Source organism: Bacteroides sp. RCH18 (assembly GCF_058231005.1).
Map to the genome: position 1 here is coordinate 921562 of NZ_JBIPTC010000001.1, position 23574 is coordinate 945135.

Sequence of the window (23574 nt, forward strand, 5' to 3'; positions counted from 1 at the left end):
TCCGCTTACTCCTCGTTTCCGCCTTCTTCCGGCTTCATGTTTGTATAAACAGTCTGCACGTCATCAAATTCTTCAAGACGTTCTATCATCTTATCTAAAGTTTCGCGTTGTTCCGGAGTCACGTCTTTCAGATCGTTCGGGATGTAAGTGAAGTCACCACCGACATCTTCGAAACCACATTCTTCAAGATGTTTCTGAATAGCTGCATAGCTCTTAGGATCACCGTAGATAGTGATTGTTCCTTCTTCGTCATCCTGTTCGTACTCATCTTCTACGTCATAATCGATCAGATCAAGAATCAGTTCTTCCATATCCATGCCGTCCTTTATCTTGAAAGTGAACATACATTTATGGTCGAAAAGGAAAGCCAATGATCCCATTGTTCCGAGGTTACCACCAAATTTGTTGAATACAGAGCGTACATCAGCTACCGTACGAGTCGTATTATCAGTCAGCGTATCTACAAAGACAGCAATTCCGTGAGGACCGTATCCTTCGTAAGTCATGCTCTTGTAGTCGCTCTGGTCCTTACCCATCGCATTCTTAATCGCACGTTCGATATTGTCCTTCGGCATATTCTCACGCTTACAAGTAGCGATGACCGAACGCAGTGTCGGATTATTTTCCGGTTCCGGACCACCCGCCTTCACGGCAATAGCGATCTGTTTACCCAGTCTTGTAAATGTTTTAGCCATGTGGCCCCATCTTTTCAGCTTTGCGGCTTTTCTATATTCAAATGCTCTTCCCATTGGTTTGTATTAATTTTGAATTGTGAATTTTAAATTTATCTCAATTTTGCATTCAGCTTGTCTTCCAGATTCTTCACCAGTTTAGACATGATCTTATCGATCATCTTATCGTTCAGCGTCTGAGTTTCATCCTGAAGCAGGAAGCTGACCGCATACGATTTCTTGCCTGCTTCGATGTTCTTACCTTCGTATACATCGAAGAGTTCGACTTCTTTCAGCAGTTTCTTTTCTGTATCGTAAGCGATTTTTTCGATTTCGGCAAACTGTATGTTCTTATCGAGCAACAATGCCAAGTCACGCTTCACAGCAGGGAATTTGGAAATTTCCTTGTAGCTGATCTTCACTGAACGGATAGCCTTCATCAGTTCTTTCCAGTTCAAGTCGGCATAATACACCTCATTATCTATATCGAATGCTTTCAGCAGTTTCTTCGTCACAACACCGAAAGAGGCAAGACGCTTACCACCCTTGGTATGAACAGAAAGTGCGGTAGCGAAAATATCATCAGTCAGATTGCCAACTACCAGGTTGTGCAAATCCAGTCCCAAACGTTTCAATATATTCTCTACATAAGCCTTCAATTCGTATACCGAACTGTTTTCATCCGGGTGTGCCCATGAGTTGGCAACTTTCTTTCCAGTCACCCACAAACCCAAGTGATAGTCTTCCGAATAGGTAGCCAGTACTTTTTCCGGGTTCTTCTTATCCGCATCGAAGTAATAGCAGTTACCGAATTCGAAGAATTTCAAATCGGCATTCTTGCGGTTTGCATTGTGAGCGATGCTTTCCAGTCCACCGAACAGCAATGTCTGACGCATACAGTTCAGATCGGCACTCAATGGATTCAGCAGCATCACCAGATGGTTGGATGGATAGTTCTCCAGACCGTCGTAGTAAGCGGCACGAGTCAGAGAATTATTCAGTATTTCATTGAAGCCACAGCCAACCAGCTGTTCAGCAACCAGATTCTGCAATTTATTTGATTTATCATGTTCTCCCTTAGTAGTCAGACTGGAGTTCAGCGTAGTCGGGATTTCTACATTATTATATCCGTAGATACGTAGAATATCTTCGATCACATCGCAATCACGCTGTACGTCTACACGATAAGGAGGAACGGCCAATGTCAGTCCGTCAACTGTCTCATTCATGATTTTCATTTCCAGACTGGTAACAATACTCTTGATCGTTTCCACGGGAATTACTTTACCAATCAGCGAATTTACTTTCTCATAAGAAAGTTCTACCATGAAGTCTTGTGGAGCTGCAACGCAAACATCCTTAATTTCGGATGAGATAGTGCCACCGGCCAGTTCTTTCACCATCAGAGCAGCCAGTTTCAGACAATAGATTACTCCGTTCGGATCGATGCCACGTTCGAAACGGAAAGAAGCATCCGTATTCAGACCGTGACGACGGGCAGTCTTACGCACCCATGTAGGATGGAAATAAGCGCTTTCGATAAATACATCTGTCGTAGCTTCCGTAGAACCGGAATCCAGTCCGCCGAATACACCGGCAATACACATCGCTTCTTCTTTGTTGCAGATCATCAGATCGCGTTCGTTCAACTTGCGTTCCACTTCATCCAATGTGACGAACGGAGTGCCTTCCGGCAATGTCTTGACAATTACTTCATTGCCTTTTATCTTTCCGGCATCGAAGCAATGCAATGGCTGACCGAAAGCATGAACGATATAATTAGTGATATCCACTACATTATTAATAGGACGTACACCGATCAGGCGCAATTTATTCTGCAACCATTCGGGGCTTTCCTTCACAGTAACGCCTTTCACCGTAACGCCGGCATAGTGAGGACAAGCTTCGCTGTTCTCAACCACTACTTCAATATCCAAATCATGATTTTCCACCTTAAATCCGTCTACAGAGGGACGTTGCAAAGTAGCCTGCTTGCCATTCTGAATCAGGTAAGCATACAAGTCGCGGGCTACACCATAGTGTGAGCAAGCGTCTGCACGGTTAGGAGTAATATCTACTTCGAGTACGTAGTCACTCTTGATATTATAATAGTCTTTGGCGAGAGTACCCGGAACAGCTTCAGCCGGCAACACGATGATTCCTGCATGATCGGTACCGATACCGATTTCGTCTTCTGCACAAATCATCCCTGTAGATTCTACACCACGGATTTTTGACTTCTTGATAGTAAAGCATTCATCGCCGTCATAAAGTTTGGTACCCAAAGTGGCAACCACTACTTTCTGTCCGGCAGCTACATTCGGAGCACCGCATACAATCTGTACAGGTTCGCCGTCTCCCAGATTGACGGTAGTGATATGCAAATGGTCGGAATTCGGATGTTCTTCGCAAGTCAGCACTTCACCGATTACGAGTCCTTCCAAACCACCCTTTATGGTTTGCACTTCTTCTACACCACCTGTTTCCAAGCCGATTGAGGTCAGCGCAGCAGCCGTTTCATCGGGGGTCAAATCAAAGTTGACATACTCTTTCAGCCAGTTATAAGAGATATTCATATAATTAAATTTTTATTGTTTCTCAAAAAGTTTCGCAAAGTTAATAAGATTTTTCGGTTGACATAGAACGATTTGAGAGAAAATTCATGGCTGGTGACAAAGTGGCAAAAAATAAAGGGGTATTCATACATATAATGGGAAAATAATTAATTCTAATTTAAAATTCCATTTTTATTTCATTAATTATTTATTTTCCTATTATATATTCTCAGATAGAGGTATTTTCTTGTCATTTTTGCCACCAGTTCTCATCAGAGTTCTCCTAAGTTATATTTAATAAAAATAATCGACCGCTCGATTAGAGTAAATCAAGCGGTCGTTTCTATCTATTCAACCGTATCTTTTATCAGAAAGAAGCGGTCGTTTGCATTCAATCAAGCGGTCATTTTCATCTGACCAAGCGGTCATTTCTATTCAACCCAAACGAACGTTTTTTAGAAAGGTAACGGCCCTTCCGTTGCACCGAACGGATTATTTCCCTGCGGAACAAAGTCTGGTTCCGGCGGAGGCGGAGGCATAGCACCGGCATTCAGTTTAGACCCCAGCATGGCACCTGTAGGTTCACCCGGCATCGGTATAACCATATCATCTTCCGGATTTGAGAATCGTGTAAACTCACCTTTGAATCGGAGCAAGACTTCACCTACCGCACCATTACGATGCTTGGCTATCACAATTTCCGCCATACCGCGAAGGTCGTTACCACGATCATCCTGATAAATCTTATAATATTCTGGACGGTGAATAAAACACACCATATCAGCATCCTGCTCGATGGCTCCGGATTCACGAAGGTCACTCAACTGAGGGCGTTTACCGTCAATACCTTCACGACTCTCCACACCACGATTCAACTGCGACAAGGCTATAATGGGAATGTTCAACTCCTTCGCCAATCCTTTCAACGAACGGGATATCGTACTAACCTCTTCCTGACGGCTACCGAATGCCATACCACTCGCATTCATCAACTGAAGGTAGTCAATAATAATGATTCTCACCCCATGTTCACGCACCAGACGACGTGCTTTGGTCCGGAGTTCAAACACAGACAAAGACGGAGTATCATCCACATAAAGCGGAGCATCCAGCAGATCTTTCAGTTTGTAGTCCAACTGTTGCCACTCATAGCTTGCCAATTGTCCACTCTTGATCTTCTCACTCGGAATCTCACAAACATTGGTGATAAGACGGTTGACCAACTGGACGTTACTCATTTCAAGAGAGAACAACGCTACCGGATTCCGATAATCAACGGCAATATTCTTAGCCATGGAAAGTACGAAAGCTGTCTTACCCATGGCAGGACGGGCAGCGATTATAATAAGGTCGGAGTTCTGCCAACCGGAGGTCATCTTGTCCAACTTCGTAAATCCACTTTCAAGACCACTCAGACCGTCCGTTCGTGCAGCCGCTTTCTGAATCAGCTTATACGCTTCGTCAATTACCGGATTAATCTGCGTATAGTCTTTCTTCATATTCTGCTGGGAAATCTCAAACAGCTTGCCTTCCGCCTCCTGCATCAAGTCGTCCACATCCAGTGTCTCATCAAAAGCCTTGCTTTGAATATTACTGGTAAACGTTATCAATTCGCGCGCCAACGATTTTTGTGCAATAATACGGGCGTGATATTCGATATGTGCGGAAGAAGCAACCTTACTGCTCAACTGAGTAATATAGAACGGTCCACCGACCTCTTCCAACTCACCTCTTTTGCTCAACTGCTCTTTGACCGTCAGAATGTCCACCGGCTTCTGATTAACGGCAAGATCAGTAATGGCAGCATAAATCAACTGATGACGATGCTCATAAAATGACTCCGGGCGAAGAATCTCACTCACCAGCGAATAAGCATCCTTCTCAATCATTAAAGCACCCAACACCGCCTCTTCCAGCTCCGGTGCCTGAGGTTGGATACGACCATAATCATTGACCGGTTGTACTTTAGTTGATTTTGTGTTACGGGAATTTCTTCTTTGTTCAGCCATCTGCTTATATACAATTTTATGATTTACAATTTATGATCCCCGGCTTTTATACATAGTAAAAGCCGAAAGGGATGACAAAGATAGAATATAATAATGAAGAAAAGATAAGGAAAAATGAAGATTTTAGTAACTTTGTCACCAATAGCATAAATTCGCAACCCATAATTTAAAATTCAAAAATAATAATTCAGAACGAATATGATCACTTTCCCAAACGCAAAAATAAACCTGGGACTCTCTATTACCGAGAAGCGTCCGGACGGATATCACAACCTCGAAACCGTATTCTACCCCGTCGCTCTCGAAGATGCGCTGGAAATCCGGACCAGCCCCGAAGCGGACAAAAAGTTCTCCCTGCATCAGTACGGAATGGAGATATTCGGTAATCCGGAAGACAATTTAGTGGTGAAAGCATATCTGCTATTAGATAAAGAGTTTCACCTCTCTCCTATCGAGATCCATCTGTACAAACACATTCCTTCCGGTGCCGGACTGGGAGGAGGCTCATCAGACGCGGCTTTCATGCTGAAATTACTCAACGAACACTTTCAGCTGAATTTATCCGAAGATCAGCTGGAAATATATGCCGCAACTTTGGGAGCAGACTGCGCTTTCTTTATCAGAAACGCCCCGACCTTTGCCGAAGGAATCGGTAACATATTCTCCCCCATTCCACTATCCTTAAAAGGATATCAGATTCTGATCATCAAACCGGATGTATTCGTATCAACGCGGGAAGCTTTCGCCAATATTCATCCTCATCATCCCGAATACTCGATCAAAGAAGCGATCAAACGCCCGGTAAATGAATGGAAAGAGATATTAATCAATGATTTTGAAGACAGCGTATTCCCCCAGCATCCGGTGATCGGAGAAATTAAAGCCGAGCTATACAGGCAAGGGGCTGTTTATGCCTCTATGAGCGGTTCCGGTTCTTCCGTATATGGATTGTTCGAGCCGGAAGGGACTTTACCTGAAACCGATTGGGGAACTAACGTATTCTGTTTTAAAGGCAGGCTGTAAAGGAGTAGCAAAAAACGGTACCACGACTCCCGTCGTAGTACCGTCACAACACAAACACAAAATAAAACACGACAAAACTACTATGCAATCATACCTGTCTATGCCGGAGAGGCATAAGTACCATTTACTCATATTCACATACTCACAAACAGATCAAGCTGATTAGCATCTAATAAACAAATCGCATGAACGATTTGTTTAAACTTTTATGTTAATTAAAACAAATATCTTTTTACTGAATGCCTCTTTCACGGAGTTTCAGCTGCCAATTCCATGCAGAGCGTAAAGTATCTTCTAATGTTTCTACCGCTTTCCAACCCAGTTCCTGGTTTGCATAATCGGGATTAGCCCATACCTTTTCAATATCACCTGCGCGACGGCCTACAATCTGATAATTCAATTTAACGCCGGTAGCTTTTTCAAAGCCATTAATCAGTTCCAATACTGAAACACCGCGTCCTGTACCGATATTGAATACTTCTACTTTTTCTTTCTGTTTTTGCTCCAAAATACGGCGGATTGCAATCACATGTGCTTTAGCCAAGTCAACAACGTTGATAAAGTCACGGATACAAGAACCGTCAGGAGTATCATAATCGTCACCGAATACACTTAGTTTTTCACGGATACCCATCGCTGTCTGAGTCAGATAAGGAATCAGGTTTTGAGGAACACCGTTCGGAAGTTCACCCAGCAATGCTGTAGGATGTGCGCCAATCGGATTGAAATAACGCAGCAAAATAGCATTGATCGGGGCACCGGAAGCTATTGTATCACGGATAATTTCTTCATTAATCTGTTTTGTATTTCCATAAGGAGATTCCGCTTTCTTGATCGGAGCCTTTTCCGTTACAGGCAACTCATCCGGTTGACCATATACTGTACAGGAAGAAGAGAACACAATGCCTTCTACTCCATGCTTAGGCATTAACTCCAGAAGGTTGATCAAAGAAACCAGGTTGTTACGGTAATAAAGCAACGGCTTCTCTACCGACTCTCCTACTGCTTTGCTTGCTGCGAAATGAATAATCGCTTTAATTCCTTTATATTTGGCAAATACGGCATCAAGGCCAGCAAAATCAAGACAATCCAGTTTCTCAAAAGCTGGGCGGATACCGGATACTTTCTCTATATTGTCAACAACGTCAGCACTCGAATTTGATAAATTATCGATAATGATTACTTCGTATCCACTGTTTTGTAGTTCTACAACGGTATGAGACCCAATATAGCCCGTTCCTCCCGTTACTAAAATTCTTTCTTTCATATAATTTTAAAATATGGTTAGTTTTTCGGTTTTCAGTTTGTTTGAGGTACAAATGTATGGAAATAAAATGGAAATGCAATAAACTATCGCAATTTTATTCATAGGAAGATACTTACGGGACGATTTGAAGGCGTTTTGGTATGATAAAAAACATATTCGGTATGAAGCAGGTATAAAGAAAAAGGCCGGAAACAAACTGCCTGTATGTTGCCATACGACAGAGTTTCCAGCCTCTTTATCTAATTATCAACTTAGTCTTTTACACGACGCCAGAGAAGCCCATGAATGCCATTGCCAGCAAACCTGCGGTAATCAAAGCAATCGGAGTCCCCTGCATTCCTTTCGGAATCTTCACCAGGGTCATCTGCTCACGCAATCCGGCAAACAATACCAGTGCCAGACCAAAGCCAAGAGCAGTAGAGAATGCGTATACAACACCTGTCAGCAGATCAAAGTCTTTCTGGATTACCAGGATTGCCACACCGAGAATACAGCAGTTCGTTGTAATCAACGGTAGGAACACACCCAGTGCCTGATACAAAGAAGGAGAAACTTTCTTCAAAATAATTTCTACCATCTGCACCAGTCCGGCAATAACCAGAATAAAAGTGATTGTCTGTAAGTACCCCAATCCGAAAGCATCCAACACAAACTTCTGAATCAGGAATGTGACGATGGTAGCGATAGTCAGCACGAAAGCAACTGCCGCACTCATACCCATCGCTGTTTCCACCTTCTTGGAAACACCCAGGAACGGACAGATTCCCAGGAACTGCGACAACACGATGTTGTTTACAAAGATTGCCGAGATAAATATCAATATATATTCCATATTCTTTTCTTATTTAATAGAGTTAGGCTTTCTTCAGACTATTAATAATGGCAATCAGATAACCTAAAGCGATAAAGGCACCCGGAGCCAGAACAAAGATCAGCATTCCGTATTCTTCCGGCAGAATGGTCAGATTAAATATCTTACCTGTTCCGAGGAATTCACGTACGGCACCCAACAGAGTCAGGGCGATGGTAAAACCAAATCCCATACCGATACCATCAAACATAGAAGCCAGCGGATTGTTCTTCGCTGCGAAAGCTTCCGCACGTCCCAGTACGATACAGTTTACTACGATCAGCGGAATGAAAAGACCGAGAGTAGCATACAGATCGGGCACGTATGCTTGCATTATCATCTGCAACAGTGTCACGAATGACGCGATCACCACGATAAATGAAGGGATGCGTACCATATCCGGAATCAGATTCTTAATAGATGAAATTACCACGTTCGAGCAAATCAGGACGAACATAGTGGCCAGTCCCATACCCATACCGTTGATTGCCGATGATGTCGTACCCAGTGTAGGACACATACCGAGCAGGAGCACAAAAATAGGATTCTCTTTGATAATCCCGTTCATCATTACTTTAAAATTATTCATAACTGTCTCCTCCTTTCTTAGTTATTAGTGTCATTAGCAGCTGCTTCACCTTCCGGTGCAACAGCCGGTTCATTTTTCTGGGAAGCTCCGGAATTCGTATCCACCTCACCGCCTTTATATGCCTGATAAGCAGCATTCACCGCATTCAGGAAAGCACGTGAAGTGATAGTAGAAGCCGTGATAGCATCTACCTGTCCATTCATATCTTTGGTCACAGCCAATGGAGTCTCTCCCGGATTCATGCCCAAAATAGACTTTGCACTTTCTTCGTGAGATACCGGTTTTTCGTTCTTTGCAGGATCATAAGCTCCAAACCATTTGTCCGCTTTCGAACCCAGTCCCGGAGTTTCAGCATGCGCCAATAAAGAGTAGTTATAAATCTTGCCTTCAGCATCAAAACCCACCAGCACTTTCAGTTCACCGCCAAATCCCATTGACTTGGCTTCAACGGCAGAACCTACCCACTTTTCGCCATTCTTGGCCGGATAGATAATGAAATCCACGATTTTCTTTCCGTCTTTCTCGCTGAAAACAGTATCGCTTTCGGCTACCGGATTATTGGTATATTCAGGAAGCACCTTTTTCAAGGCCTCGTTCAGCGTCTTTGCATTCGCTTCGGCAATAGGGCCTTTCGTCAGTTCGTTCACATAAGCCAGCAACGCTACGGAAACGGCTGTAACGCCCGTAAGTACCAGCAACATATTCTTTAAAGATGATTGTAACTTTTTCATTTCTTCTTCGCTACCTCCCCAAAGCGTTTAGGTTTACAATAGGTGTTAATCAGCGGAGTGAACGCATTCATAATCAGGATGGCGAATGACATACCTTCGGGATATGCACCGAACAGACGAATAACCACCGTCAGCAGACCGATACAAACACCGTAAATCAGCATACCTTTCTTGCTCATCGGAGAAGTCACATAGTCGGTTGCCATAAAGACAGCTCCCAGCATCAGACCTCCGGAGAGTAGTTGCAATACCGGAGAAACATACTTTTCGGGATCCACCATGTGCATAATGCCTGCAAATACAAATACAGTCACAATGATAGAAACCGGAATATGCCAGGTGATGATCTTTTTCCAGAGCATGTATACCAGTCCGAGCAACAGTGCCAGCGCACTTACTTCACCGATACATCCGCCGTTCTGTCCGATAAACAGAGTCAGCGCATCAGGTATCTGGCTCAAAGCACTTGCATCGCCGTGAATAGCCTGTTTCATCAATGCCAGCGGAGTAGCACCGGTGGTAGCGTCCATATAAGATGTCAGCTGACCTACTACCGGCCATGTTGTCATCTGCACCGGGAAAGAAAGCAACAGGAATACACGTCCCGCCAATGCCGGGTTGAATGGGTTGCAGCCCAGACCACCGAAAGACATCTTGCCTACACCGATTGCGAACAGTGCACCCAGAATGATAATCCAGATAGGCAGATTGGAAGGTAGATTGAATGCCAGCAACACACCTGTAATGACAGCAGAACCGTCACAAATGGTTGTAGCAGGTTTCTTCATTAAGAATTTAACGATCGCCCATTCGAAGAATAAACAGGCTGCTACCGAAGTAGCCGTGACAATCAGAGCCCCCAGGCCGAAGAAATAAAGCGACACCAGAAAAGCCGGAATCAGTGCGATCAGCACGCCATACATATTTTTCTGTACGCTGTCTCCGCCATGCACGTGGGGTGATAGTGATACGATTAATTTATTTTCCATACTTCGTTATTTTTTAGCTTGACGTGCACGAATCATAGCTCCTACTTTACCCTTACCCAAGCGGCAGTAATCAAGCAGCGGACGGTTGGCAGGACAAGTGAACTGACAGGAACCGCACTCGATACAATCCATGATTCTTTCTTTTTCCATTGTTTCAAAATCTCCGTTTTCGGACAAAGCTCCGAGCAAGTACGGCTCCAGTCCCATCGGACAAGCGCTCACACACTTTGCGCAACGGATACAGGTTTGTGCTTCACCACGTTTGGCTTCCTTCTGATTCATAATCAGGATGCCGGAACTGCCTTTTGCGGTAGGAACTTCGATATTCACCAGAGCCTTACCCATCATAGGACCGCCACCGATCACTTTTCCCGTATCCTCCGGCAGACCGCCACAAGCATCAATCAGCTGTTTCATTGGTGTACCGATACGAGCCAGGAAGTTGGAAGGTTTGGCCACAGACTTACCAGTTACGGTAATCACACGTTCAAACAACGGTTTATTTTTCTGAACAGCTTCATAAACAGCAAATGCCGTACCCACATTCTGCACAACTGCCCCAGTAGAGATAGGCAGCGCACCACTTGCCACCTGGCGTTTGGTAATCGCATCAATCAACTGTTTCTCACCACCCTGAGGATATTTCACTTTCAAAGGAACAACTTCGATGCCTGCATAACTGGAAGCAACTTTCGTCATCAGTTCAATAGCATCCGGCTTGTTATTCTCAATTCCGATAAATGCCTTATTTACCTTCACGGCTTTCATCAGAATGGAGACACCTACCATGACTTCTTCCGCGTGTTCCAGCATCAGCTGATGGTCGGCAGTCAGATACGGTTCACATTCCACCGCATTGATAATCACACATTCTGCCTTGAACGAAGGCGGCGGACAAAGTTTCACCTGTGTAGGGAAACAAGCACCACCCAAACCTACGATACCGGCATCGGCAATCTTCTTCACGATTTCTTCGGACGAAAGCTCACATTCTTTGACCAGTGTCTTGCTACGGTCAATGGTTTCTTCCCATTCGTCGCCTTCTACATCAATAAAGATAGCAGGTTTTGCATAACCGCTCGCATCGACTACTGTATCAATCTTCGCCACTTTTCCACTGACAGAAGAGTGAATTGCTGCCGAAACGAAGCCGGCAGGTTCGGCAATCTTCGTGCCTACCTTCACCATATCACCTTTCGCTACTATCGGTTTGGCAGGTGCGCCAATGTGCTGCCCCAACAGAATAACTGCCTTTGCAGGAACTTCCGCTGTGATGATAGGTTGATGTGCCGACAATTTATTTTCGTGTGGATGAACTCCACCAATTGAAAATGTCTTTAACATACAATTCTGTATTTTATTCTGTTATTATTCTGTTACCTTCGGAGCTTCTGCAGCAACTGTTTTCGGTGCTTCTTCCGCCTTCGGTTTACGTGGAGGGAAGTTCAGCTCGATAATTGTGTTCTGCGGACAAACTTCCACGCACTTACGACATGATTTACACTTGTTCGGATCGATGTAAGCCAAGTTGTTCTCCAGCGTAATGGCTTCGAACGGACAAGTCTTGACACACTTACCACAGCCGATACAGCTCACTGTACAAGCCTTACGTGCTACGGCTCCCTTGTCTTTGTTCACACAAGAGATGTACACACGACGTGATTTCTTGCCTTGCGGACGAATCTCGATGATCGCCTTCGGACAAGCCTTCACACAAGCGCCACAAGCTGTACATTTGGCTTCATCCACTTCCGGAAGTCCCGTTTCAGGATTCATGTGGATAGCATCGAACTGGCAGGCAGCCACACAGTCGCCACATCCGAGGCATCCGTAGCTACAACCTGTTTCTCCACCATACAATGAAGCGGCAATAGCACAACTCTTCGCACCATCGTATTGATTAATACGCGGACGATTGGCACAGCTTCCGTTACATCTTACTACTGCTACCATCGGTTCAGCTTCAGTAGCTGCCAGTCCGAGAATATCAGCAATTTGTGCCATGACAGGCTGACCGCCTACAGGGCAGAATTTACCATCCAGCGAACCGGCTTTGACGCAAGCATCGGCAAATCCGCTACAACCAGGATAGCCACATCCACCACAGTTTGCCTGGGGCAACACTTCCCCCACCTGGGCAATCCGCGGGTCTTCATACACGGCAAATTTCTTGGAAGCTACATAAAGAATAGCGGCCAGCACGAGCGCTATAGCTCCCAATGAAATCACTGCAATCAGAATCAAATTCATAATGTTTTAGTTATTTATTGGTTTTATAGTAAATGAAAAATGTTGTTTCATTCGCGTTTTATTGAGCCACAATACGAAATAATAAGGAATAAGAACTGCCAGAGAAAGAAGAGCCGCATACAGTTCATTCCCTATCAACGCCATCCATGCGAACAGGGAAACAATCAGAAGTACAAAAGGAATTATGAATGCAAGGGTTACAGCCATCATGCCCATCGACGTTTCGCCAATCACCATCACCCGCTCTCCTACCTGATAGGAAGCAGCTGTAACATCCGTTATATCTATGATTTTGTCTTTACTATCCGCCGAAGAACAGTGGCCTTTTGCGCTACAAGCCGCACAAGCCGACGTCTGAACGATTCTCACCGACAGATGAGAACCCTGTATGTTTTCCACAATACCTAGATGCTTTATAGTATTATTCGTCATTTTGCAAACTCAACATTACAAATCGCGGCAAATTTAATCATTATTTGTGAACTACGAAGCATTCCATCATTTTTTTCTACATAATAAAATGTTATTTTTTGTGTTTTCGTTATCGCACACGAAAAAGTAACGCCAACTATTTGATATTTTAGCATACAACAAAGCAGGCGGGAAGAACTTTCCCGCCTGCCTGTCTTATCTAACCAATTACTTTATTTACTGAATGCTGCTTACAATGATGCAGCCTGTACTCCCAGTACTCCGGCAATCGCACCGGCTACAGCAATGATTACTTTCAAAACTACACTCCAAGTTTTCTTCATAGATTTTTCCTCCTTTCTTTTTTAAGCTTTTCAGATTATACAGTCGGATCCGGGGCTTCCTCGTCTCCTCCTCCTTCATTTCCACCACCGCCATTTTCACCATCATCCGGATCATTCGGAGTCACAGAGGCGTTCAACTTCTTCAGATATTCATCCAGACTGATCAAATCCAGTTTTTCATCTGCACGGGTAGCCGTCTTCGTGATACGCAGTTCCTTATTCGCCTGAAAGAAGATGCGTACGCTATCCACACTTTTAGCATTGACGTCTTTCGCTGCATCCGCCCCTTTCGAGCAGGCAGTCAGCATAAATACACCCAAGCCTTCGATATTCACAGACTTACCTTCCAGAAGTTGTTCTTTCATTTTCTCCACAAAATTCTGAATCACACTCTTGATATCACCGATGGATAAAGAGGAATAGCCCTGCATTTTCTGCGCAATATATTTCAGATTGACAGACTGACCTAAAGTGATCAGATGCGGATAATATTTCTTGGGAGAATTGGGAACACGCGGGTCAGATGGTCGCGTAACAACCTTGTAAATTACACTCATAATACGTTTTTTCTAAAGATTCAAATTCAAGTTATTTTATTCACGTTTTGTTGATCAACAATGCAAAGGTGAGGCTTTTATTTCAGATAACAAAAAGAAAAGCCCCTTGCGGGGCTCTTTTTCTGAGAAAAGTTATAATTCATAGATATTCAGATATTTATCTTTTTGTATCTTGACCATATCCATAGCCGTAACCATAACGTTTGCCATAGCCGTAATGCTTACCATACTTGCCATAGCCGTAGTAATAACCATATTTTCTCTTCTTCAGGTCTACGCCGTTGATGACGGTACAAAGATTAGGCAGCTTCTTCTCAAAAGACAGTTCATTGATCAATGTATATTCTGCCTTATGAGTGTAGTCAGCACGGCATACGTAAACTGACAAGTCTGCTATACGGCCGATTAACAAGGTATCCGTTACCATGCCGATAGGAGCAGTATCAAGAATGACATAATCGAAGTTCTTCTTCAAGGTTTCAATCGCTTTATCCAGACCGTTACGAGCCAACAGTTCTGTTGGATTAGGAGGAACAGTACCACCCGGAAGAATAAACAGATTCTTATTTACATCAGAAGGCTGAACAAGTTCCATCAAATCCGTTTCAGGATTGGAAAGATACTGAGTAATACCTCTCTCCTTATTAGAGAGCTGGAATACTTTATTCAGTCCTGGCTTACGAATATCGAGCCCGACAATCACCACTTTCTTTCCCAAAAGAGAAAGACTGATTGCCAGGTTCGAGGAAACGAATGATTTACCTTCACCACTGACAGTCGAAGTCACAAGGATCACCTTTTGATCATTATCGAGCATAAACTGAAGATTGGTTCGAATATTACGGAAGGTTTCACTCATCAGATTATTCTTATTCTCAAAGACAGCGATAGAACCATTTTTATCATTCTTCTCATCCGTCAATGGAATATCACCAACAACAGGTACACTTGTCAGTTTCTCTACATCGGCACGGCCTTCGATCTTGAATTTAGTCAGATCAATCAAATAGATGATACCGACAGGAATTCCAATACCAAGTATCAATGCAATCAAATAGATCATAGAGCGTTTGGGGGATACCGGAATATCGTCAGCTATCGCTTCATCAATAATCTTGGCATTATTCGCAGTAGCAGCAAGAGCAATCGCATTCTCTTCACGTTTCTGTAACAGCATCAGATACAATCCAGCCTTGATCTCCTGCTGACGGGCGATGCTTACATAAGCACGTTCCTGACCCGGAGCGTTGCTGATACGACGGGAATAGCGACTTGCTTCACGGTCAAGGCTCTCTTTGGTGATCATCAACCCCTGCAAGGTTCCTTCAAGGGTAGCCTGTACATTGGCTTTCATGGCACGGATACTCGTATCTAGATTCACAATCGTAGGGTTATTCTCTGTTGATGTACGCAACAGGCGTTTACGCTCAATAAGCATTTCGTTATAACGTTCAATGGCTCCAATCAAGGCAGCATCCTGTAAACCGACATTACTCGGTAAGACTTCGTATTCATTGCCTCGCAAGTATTTACGCAAGTCATTCACTAGACTGATTTGAGTACGATTCTCCACACTCTTCTTTTCATACTCAGCATTACCGGCCAAGGCTATCTGAGCTTCACTCGTCAAGTCCGTGATACCGGCATCACGTTTGAAAGACTCCAAATTAGCTTCCGTACTTCCCAATTCTTTTGAGATAATCCCAATACGCTCATCAATAAATTCTGCTGTCTTCTGAGCGATTTCGTTTTTATCATTGTTCGTATTGCGATTATACATTTCAAGCAACTGGTTGATAAAGTCCTGCCCACGCTGCAAACTGGAGTTTTTCAGTGAAATCACGGCAACAGAAGTCGTTTTAGAAGTAGGTTCCACAGATAGACTCTTACAATAGCCTCTGGCCACTTTCATTGGTTTACTTATTGTCGCAGTTATATGACGTACGTCCTTCTCTATCCGAGGAATTCTTGTTCCATCCTGTAAAGTTACCGAATCAACTTCCTGAAAGAAAGCCAATGTACCTTTATCTGTTGGAAAAATGGCAGGTAATTTCTCAAAATGTTTCTGATAGCCCTTTTCACCTACAGTCACATTCACATCCATGCTACCTTTAGGCTGTAAGATCATCTCGACTACCATCGAAGTTTTCAGTTTTTCAGCCTCTTGAGGTGTCAAACTTACTTGTACCGGAGAAGTCTTATATAAACCTTTAGAAGGAAACTTATCCTCATCTTTATAAGTTATATATAACCCCAACTGATTCACAACCTCTTTTACAAGAGTTTTCGAACGTAGAACTTCCAGCTCATTATCAATGTTTTTAGAAGAAGTCATCAGACCACTTAACCCCATATCCTCCAATTCCGAAGAAAGTCCTGCACCTCCACCCTTCTTCTCGTCTTTTATCAGAACTGTAGCGGAAATATTATAAATGGGTGTAGCCCAGTGCAAATAAAACCATGCCCCAACAAAACATAACATCACCGCCCCTACAAACCAAGGCCAGTGAATGATGTATTTAAAAAGCAGTGCCCGGAAATCAATTTGCTCCTCAGTCATTTCAGATCCTTTCCCGTTTTTATTTTCTTCCTTCATAACTCTTTCTTTTTATTTCAAGATGTTAAACAATAAACTGGCAATAGAAACAAGGATCGAAGTAGCAGAGAACCACAAACTTGTACTAGTTCCGATATCCGAATTTCGCGCTTTTGCCTTATTAGGAGTTACGTAAATAATATCATTCTGCTGCAAATAATAATAAGGAGAAAGAATAGTCTCCGCCTTATTCAGATCCAAAGGAATAATTTCCTGCTTACCATTGGCGTTCTCCCGTATCAGCTTAACATCATCACGGAGACCATACACAGTCATATCACCTGCCATAGCCAGAGCTTCCAGGATGTTCACTTTTTCATTGGAAATAGTAAATGTACCGGGACGGGCAACTTCGCCAATCACAGAAATCTTATAATTCACCATACGTACCGTTACAATAGGAGTTTCTGTAATATAAGGTTTCAGTTTTTCCACAATCATTTGTTCGGTAGCCTTCTTAGTCAGGCCACCCACATGAAGTTCACCTAGTACAGGGAAGTTTATATTACCGTCGTTATCAACTAGGTATTGCTGCAGAACAGGTTGAGTAGTCGTATAACTCAAAGCAGCATTACTCTGCGTAGCTACTGTCAGATTAAAAGGCGCTGCCAGTTCAGGACTAGTACATGACACGACAATCGTCAGCAAGTCTTTGGGCATAATCTTCGCATCATACAGTTGTTCGTTCTGGGTACTGTACAGTACTACTTCCGCATCCTGTAAATAAGGTACTTTTTTGTAAGACTGGCAAGCTGTTAACAGAAAAGCAGCCAATACGTAATAACCTAGTTGTTTCATTCTCCTCATATATTTTTATTGTTTTTTATTCTATCTTTATTAAAACTCAATCACTCTTTATCTGTTGTATTTCCAGATTCATTATATGCCCCGTCTTTTGCTTCAAAAATAACAGAAGGCTCTATAACATTTATTGTATGCCACGCCCCTGCAGGTATTTGGATACCGAATTTACCTTCTGCAGGAGATAGTATTTGACGTGAAATTTCTTTAATTTTTCTTTGTCTTGTCACATCACCACAACAGGAAGTTGCTTCATAAATATATTCATTCACTTCTTCATAGATAATTTCTTCCAATTTACCTACAAGACATATCACAGTTTCCGTAGTATCTTCATGTCGATGGATAGGTACTTTTGTACCCGGTAACAATGCGTTGAGCATGCGCTGGCTGGTGTCAGCAGGTGAAGTACGCAGATCGAAATTCTGGCGCAAACGTGGGTTAGTTACAGCCTGCTCGAACAGCTTACCTAAAAAGTCTTTATCAAATTCCATAATTATTATTTTTTCAACGATGTGAGATAGTCTTCATGCAAATGATAGTACTTTTTCATAAACAATATGTAAGCAACAGCCACTACTGCTAATGTACCGATCAAATACAGCCAATGAGCAAATATTGTATTAGGACAGAAATAAATAAATCCAAGAGAAATCACAAACTGCATAACCATATACAGCGACGCCACTTTTACATGTCCGATTTTTAATTCATTAGCCATAATCTGATAAGCATGCTTACGATGTGCCTCTCCCAAGTCCTCGTGTAACATAATACGATGGGCAATGGTCAAACAGCCATCCACACCATATACTAACAAGAATATCAGCCAAGTAATATCTCCTGTCTTGATTATCACATTTCCTAACAAGAACAACATGATAAAGGCAATACTGATAGAACCGACATCTCCGGCAAAACATTTCGCCTTCCCTTTCGGTCGGAAATTGAATATACAGAATACCAATGAAGCGAGAATCGTTAATATAATCAGACTTTGTTCTACAAAGCCCATATCCCTATTCAATAATACCAACGGAATCAATACAGCTAAAGAGTATCCTGCCGTAATGCCATTAATTCCATCCATGAAATTTATTACATTTGTAGCACCAACATATACTATTAGTGCCAACAGTATAATCCACCACATTGACCAATGCAATATGCCAAGTTGATAAAATGCCATTGCAGCGGCAGCAAACTGTACTACCAATCTCACCGAATCCGGCAATGAATGGATGTCATCTATAAAGCTCACACCTGCCACTAATGTCAAGCCAGCTAAGAACCAAGGATATTGGAATCCGAAGAAGAGGCTCCAAATCCATGCGCCGATCAAGAAGATGATTCCGCCACCACGTAATACTATCGTAGAGTGTGATGAGCGTTCGTTGGGTTTATCGATGATGTTGCATTTGTCGGCAATACAGAAATAGAAAAGTTCTGCAATGAGAAGCAGAATGAAAATAGTAATATATGTTATCATATGAATTAATTTTGTCTGAATATATCCGATAAGACCTAAGCTTCGTTTCTACTTCTACTTTAAATTTTATAATTCGTTAGTACATCCAACGGCTCCCACCCAAGTTCTTTACGTGCCTTCTCATTACTAAAAGTGAGACTCTTGGTCATCTTTTCTAATTTATAGCTGTTGATAGGGGCTTTAGAGCCTAAAAAATTACCAATAAAAGCCATATATTTAGCCATCCACATCGGAATACTTATAGGCTTCCTCTTACCCAATTGATTTGCTATCGACTCACTAATCTGGCCAAATGTTGGTTGAAATGTATCACAGACATTATATACACCACCTTTCTTAACTAAAGCAGGTATAATGCGGGCAATGTCTTCCGCCATCAAAATGCTCTTCACAACCTTACCTCCGGCAATATTCATGTAGAACCCTTTCTTCACACCATTTACCATAGCACCCAGATTACCTGGAGCATCTTTACCAGCAAGAAGTGAAGGGCGAAGAATTCCAAGAACAACATTATGCATTTTACACCATTTAGTTAGGTATTCCTCGGCCAAAATTTTACTTTTAGCGTATGGAGTATCGCCTTCCAACGGATGCTCTTCAGTAATCAGTTCACCAAACTCACAACCATATACGGCCACAGTACTGATAAAAACAAGAGCCTTAGGTGCACCCACCTTTTCCAGAGCATTACACAAATGAACTGTACTGGTATAGTTTACATCAAAGAATGCCTGTTTCTCAGCCGCAGTCTTAGGCACCACATGAGCCTTACCACAAGCATGCAATACTACATCATAATGATGTTCCAGCCGAGGAGCTTCCTTTGCCAAATTCGTTTTAATCATATCACTAGAGGTGATACCACAAGTAGTCACCTTATACATCTTGTCCAATATCGGACGGATATTCTTGCCAAGAAACCCCGTACCACCGGTAAACAGTAATTTATCCATTATATAGCTTTCAAAAATTTATCCAGAATTACACGTTCAGAATAATCACTCACAGCCAGAGCTCTTGCTTTTCGGCCCATCTCAGTCAAAGTTGCCCTGTCCCATTTTTCAGGGCACCCACAATAGCCCACGCCTTCCTCACGAATTAGTAAATCTATCTCACTATCTTTAGGACCAAAAAATAAAATAGGACGACCTGATGCCAGAATATTGTAAGTCTTACTTGGAACACCAAGACCGTACATACCCTCCTGAAGAGTTACGAGAGCAATATCACAAGCAGCCAATACCTCATTTTGCTGAGAACGGAAATAAGAACCATGGAAGAAGACATTTTTCCGTTCACGAGCCTTAAGTTTTTCCTCCATTGCTCCTGTACCATAAAAATGTAGTTCTACATCCTCTGGTAACATATCCATTACCTTGTCCAATCCTTGCACACGCCCAATATTACCGGCATATTCAAGAATTATCTTACCCTCAGGAAACGGCTGTGGTTTGATATTGTCAATGTCAGCCCAATTTTCAATAATTGTAATCTTAGGATTTTCCCCTTTACCAACCTTCCGCCCTAATACATCAGCCATATCACGCCCAAGAACAATCAACTGATCGGCCTTCGTATAAGCCTTATCAAAAATACGCTTGAACAAGTTGTACATTGGCAATTTCAAGCCAGCAGGACGAGTATTCTCAGGAAATACATCGTGTACAAGAATATTCAGTTCAAACCCTATCTTCTTCTTAAGTCTCGCCATTAATGGAATCATGGGAGCAGGATTCGTCACCATCAGCACCTTATCTCCGGTACATACATACTTGCGTACCAAAGCTATCATTCTTCGGCTCATTAAGATAAAAGAAAGAGCCTTACCCTTAGTGGTATTCTTATCCAAATCAGCACCTAACGCACGATGTACCTCAATATTCTCATGAAGTTTAAACTTATTGTTTGTGTCAAGCTTCTTTCGCTTGTCATATATCTCAGGACCACAAATTACTCCCACATTATACTTCTGTACCATCGCATTGGCAATCTCGCCAAGAATGTAGCTCGTAGAAGTTTCATCCGGTGGAAAAAGTTCAGTTACGATCCAAAGTCGTTGAGTTATGTTACCCATTATTTATATCTTTTTTATTTTTTTTATTAACAAACAGAAATAAACACTCAATTCCATCCACCCTCCTATAAGTATTCAATTAATGGCATATCCTTTAGTTTGGGAACTTTAAAAAAGTGCCCAAATCGTTTTTTTATTAATTAATACGTGATTTCCAATACCATTAATCATGGTCAATATTAGTTTGCCCAAGCTATAATGCCTGTGTTCTTAAAGGAGTCGCTAAAAAAAAGACAAACTCACCCTTCAATATCACCAACAGTGCATATCGCTAACAATACTCTGAAGATTGAATGTAGAATATTCTATTTAGTCTTACTACCTACAGCTGAGTCTGTTAGCAGAATATATTTCTTCCCTTCAAACTCCACACCATGTCCTGCGAAATAGAACAAGCCAACATTGAATTTTCCAAATTAATTTCGAAAACGCCCAAATTCATTTACAAGACTCACTAAATCAATGTCGTATGATTCCATAACACAGAACCCCAATGTTTTCAATTCTGCTGCAATGAATTGTACACAAAACACATTATTAATCAATATATCTCCTGAATACACTTATTCACTCCGATAATAGACACCAAACCTCTATACTGGGCAGCATCTATTTTCTTTTTCATTTTACACATTCACTTACAACCTCTACCAAAATTCCTTAAGTGCATTGAAATGCTTGTTGTAGTCATCGTATTGTAAACCACCAAATACAGCGTGCTCAATAACCGACTATTTTTCCACAGCACTTCAGAACATCCTCTATACAAGGCGATTACACAAATGTCAAAAAAAATAAAACTCAGATATTTTTAATATTCATTTAGAGATAAAACAGGGTAAAAGTGCCACTTTGTCCATGTAACTGCATGGTTGGGGATGTAAGACGACCGACCAACTCCCTAATATACCATTTGGGAAACAGCTTATTCATGCCGCAACTTTCCATGATGGAAAACATGAAGGCGTAATCAAAAGCCGAGTCTTCATTTCTATATTCAGACAGTTCTTAAGATTCATCTTGATATGTTTCATCATCTGCTCTGCCAGATTATTCAACAGTTCCAGATTGCCATCCTACAATATCCTTTACATAGCAAGCCATTCCGTCTGGATATATTTCAGGGCTTCTCCGGTCAGGGTGCCCAACTCCTTGTATTTGGATTTGGCAAAACGCTCAAACTTGTCCTTGATTCAATCCATGACCAACTTGCTTCTCTTCACCCCTTCTGCACGCACTCGCACAACATCATAACCGGCCTTTTTGCAATTATGCTCTATCGCAAAAAGTTCTCCGATTTCAGCTATAAACCAAATAAAAACAGAGCGTTTTTCTTCCAGTGACTCAACGAACTTCCGGCGTATATGAGTCAGGCAAGCCGAACAGTGATGGTTCGGAGGGAGCTCTTCATTGTTATATACCTTATATACTATACAGCCGTCTTTGATAAAGAAGCCTATGAAGTTATCCAGAAACTGACGGATAGCCTTGAGAGCATGGGTACCGTACTCATATATGAACCATACAAGTTTCCAGACATTAACCTTGATACCCCAGAAATAACGTTTCAGGTATTTACGCATGCCATTCTCCTCTTCTACGCCGACCAGACCGGAGGTTTCACCCTGCATCCAGTTTGTGCTTTCTGGATGGTATTTTCCCAAGCGTCCTTCATTTCCTTGCGCACGGCTGTATATGGCTTGTTCTTCTGATAGTCTGTATGTCGTAAACGTCTGTCTTTTCCATTGCTATGACTTTTTGAATCTCGTAGCAAAGGTAAGTCAAAAGATATCAAGAACTGTGTGAAAAATAGACGGTTACAATTTTGACGTTTAAAATTCTGCAGCAAAAATATAAGCTTCATATTTAAGTCCTAATTTGAGTGCTTACTCTTTTCATTGCGATATCTTTTTGAATTCTTCTATTGAAACAAATTTATGACCTTCTTTTAGTAATCTTTCTTCCGACCATTCCCACCACTTAGACTGTTCAATCACTTCTATCTCTTCTGGCGTGAAACGATACCTAATCACCTTAGCCGGTGCACCTACAGCTATAGCGTATGGAGGAATATCGTGAGTTACTACTGAATGTGCACCTATTACGGCACCATTGCCAATGGACAAACCATCGTTGATAAACACATTTTCACCAATCCACACATCGTGACCTATATTCACATGTTTGTGCATCTCAGGAGTCACATATCCAAAGTTCTTACCAAAAATATTTTTCTCTCCTACAAAGACTGGAGAAGTAGAAACCATATTCAAATTATGGTCTCCACCACCGATGGCGCAATAACTTGCTATTGAACAAAACGAGCCTATAGTTGCATTGGTTACTGAGTTGTTTTTACCCATAT

Annotated in this window: 22 protein-coding genes; 1 reads left to right on the top strand and 21 read right to left on the bottom strand. The window is 42.3% G+C overall.

Features of this window, described 5'->3' with window-relative positions; all coding sequences use genetic code 11:
* Positions 1-5 precede the first annotated feature (5 nt).
* The 3 genes from ACHLI0_RS03575 to dnaB all read right to left on the bottom strand — a co-directional run bounded on the left by ACHLI0_RS03575 (position 6) and on the right by dnaB (position 5235).
* The gene (locus ACHLI0_RS03575) at positions 6-749 is read right to left on the bottom strand and encodes a YebC/PmpR family DNA-binding transcriptional regulator (RefSeq protein ID WP_016267368.1); all 744 of its coding nucleotides are present in this window, start codon (positions 747-749) and stop codon (positions 6-8) included.
* 35 nt (positions 750-784) lie between these two features.
* Positions 785-3247, bottom strand: coding sequence for a phenylalanine--tRNA ligase subunit beta (gene pheT / locus ACHLI0_RS03580; RefSeq protein ID WP_055218227.1), 2463 nt, complete (start codon positions 3245-3247; stop codon positions 785-787).
* Between the two features lie 434 nt (positions 3248-3681).
* Positions 3682-5235, bottom strand: a complete 1554-nt coding sequence (gene dnaB / locus ACHLI0_RS03585; RefSeq protein WP_225694285.1) for a replicative DNA helicase — start codon at positions 5233-5235, stop codon at positions 3682-3684.
* Between the two features lie 198 nt (positions 5236-5433).
* Here dnaB and ispE point away from each other — a divergent pair, with 198 nt between their 5' ends.
* On the top strand, positions 5434-6258 hold the full coding sequence (gene ispE, locus ACHLI0_RS03590; protein ID WP_113748452.1) for a 4-(cytidine 5'-diphospho)-2-C-methyl-D-erythritol kinase: 825 nt from the start codon (positions 5434-5436) through the stop codon (positions 6256-6258).
* Positions 6259-6490: 232 nt separating this feature from the next.
* Here the strand turns inward: ispE and galE are convergent, their stop codons facing one another.
* From galE to ACHLI0_RS03680, 18 genes are all read right to left on the bottom strand, one after another.
* Entirely contained in the window at positions 6491-7525 is a 1035-nt protein-coding gene (gene galE / locus ACHLI0_RS03595; protein WP_011107362.1) for a UDP-glucose 4-epimerase GalE, read from the bottom strand.
* A gap of 259 nt (positions 7526-7784) precedes the next feature.
* Positions 7785-8357: an electron transport complex subunit RsxA gene (gene rsxA / locus ACHLI0_RS03600; RefSeq protein WP_008761247.1), complete on the bottom strand. Its 573-nt coding sequence runs from the start codon at positions 8355-8357 to the stop codon at positions 7785-7787.
* Between the two features lie 22 nt (positions 8358-8379).
* Positions 8380-8964, bottom strand: a complete 585-nt coding sequence (gene rsxE, locus ACHLI0_RS03605) for an electron transport complex subunit RsxE (RefSeq protein WP_008761246.1) — start codon at positions 8962-8964, stop codon at positions 8380-8382.
* Between the two features lie 17 nt (positions 8965-8981).
* Complete coding sequence (locus ACHLI0_RS03610) at positions 8982-9695, bottom strand: RnfABCDGE type electron transport complex subunit G (protein WP_032813361.1); 714 nt, start codon at positions 9693-9695, stop codon at positions 8982-8984.
* Positions 9692-10684, bottom strand: a complete 993-nt coding sequence (locus ACHLI0_RS03615) for an RnfABCDGE type electron transport complex subunit D (protein ID WP_008765127.1) — start codon at positions 10682-10684, stop codon at positions 9692-9694. Before ACHLI0_RS03615 ends, ACHLI0_RS03610 begins: the two co-directional genes overlap by 4 nt.
* A gap of 6 nt (positions 10685-10690) precedes the next feature.
* Entirely contained in the window at positions 10691-12028 is a 1338-nt protein-coding gene (rsxC, locus tag ACHLI0_RS03620; RefSeq protein ID WP_048694860.1) for an electron transport complex subunit RsxC, read from the bottom strand.
* A 24-nt stretch (positions 12029-12052) separates the two neighbouring features.
* Positions 12053-12934, bottom strand: coding sequence for a Fe-S cluster domain-containing protein (locus tag ACHLI0_RS03625; RefSeq protein WP_008761242.1), 882 nt, complete (start codon positions 12932-12934; stop codon positions 12053-12055).
* Positions 12935-12940: 6 nt separating this feature from the next.
* A complete protein-coding gene (locus ACHLI0_RS03630; RefSeq protein WP_008765125.1) occupies positions 12941-13366 on the bottom strand; it encodes a SoxR reducing system RseC family protein in 426 nt (141 codons plus the stop codon).
* 230 nt (positions 13367-13596) lie between these two features.
* Complete coding sequence (locus ACHLI0_RS03635) at positions 13597-13689, bottom strand: smalltalk protein (RefSeq protein ID WP_008765124.1); 93 nt, start codon at positions 13687-13689, stop codon at positions 13597-13599.
* 35 nt (positions 13690-13724) lie between these two features.
* Complete coding sequence (locus tag ACHLI0_RS03640; protein ID WP_008761240.1) at positions 13725-14246, bottom strand: HU family DNA-binding protein; 522 nt, start codon at positions 14244-14246, stop codon at positions 13725-13727.
* A gap of 157 nt (positions 14247-14403) precedes the next feature.
* Entirely contained in the window at positions 14404-16842 is a 2439-nt protein-coding gene (locus ACHLI0_RS03645) for a GumC family protein (RefSeq protein ID WP_490748456.1), read from the bottom strand.
* Positions 16843-16854: 12 nt separating this feature from the next.
* Positions 16855-17649, bottom strand: a complete 795-nt coding sequence (locus ACHLI0_RS03650) for a polysaccharide biosynthesis/export family protein (protein WP_130041867.1) — start codon at positions 17647-17649, stop codon at positions 16855-16857.
* Between the two features lie 41 nt (positions 17650-17690).
* The gene (locus ACHLI0_RS03655) at positions 17691-18137 is read right to left on the bottom strand and encodes a WbuC family cupin fold metalloprotein (RefSeq protein ID WP_490748458.1); all 447 of its coding nucleotides are present in this window, start codon (positions 18135-18137) and stop codon (positions 17691-17693) included.
* A 5-nt stretch (positions 18138-18142) separates the two neighbouring features.
* Positions 18143-19132 carry an MraY family glycosyltransferase gene (locus ACHLI0_RS03660; protein ID WP_490748459.1) on the bottom strand — a complete coding sequence of 330 codons (990 nt, stop codon included), beginning with the start codon at positions 19130-19132 and terminating at the stop codon, positions 18143-18145.
* Between the two features lie 59 nt (positions 19133-19191).
* Complete coding sequence (locus ACHLI0_RS03665) at positions 19192-20088, bottom strand: NAD-dependent epimerase/dehydratase family protein (protein ID WP_130041870.1); 897 nt, start codon at positions 20086-20088, stop codon at positions 19192-19194.
* Positions 20088-21209 carry a glycosyltransferase family 4 protein gene (locus tag ACHLI0_RS03670; protein ID WP_130041871.1) on the bottom strand — a complete coding sequence of 374 codons (1122 nt, stop codon included), beginning with the start codon at positions 21207-21209 and terminating at the stop codon, positions 20088-20090. The genes ACHLI0_RS03665 and ACHLI0_RS03670 overlap by 1 nt, the downstream gene beginning before the upstream one ends.
* A 1193-nt stretch (positions 21210-22402) precedes the next feature.
* On the bottom strand, positions 22403-22840 hold the full coding sequence (locus ACHLI0_RS03675; protein ID WP_490748460.1) for an IS66 family transposase: 438 nt from the start codon (positions 22838-22840) through the stop codon (positions 22403-22405).
* Positions 22841-23104: 264 nt separating this feature from the next.
* The gene (locus tag ACHLI0_RS03680) at positions 23105-23572 is read right to left on the bottom strand and encodes a CatB-related O-acetyltransferase (RefSeq protein ID WP_165938310.1); all 468 of its coding nucleotides are present in this window, start codon (positions 23570-23572) and stop codon (positions 23105-23107) included.
* Positions 23573-23574 lie beyond the last annotated feature (2 nt).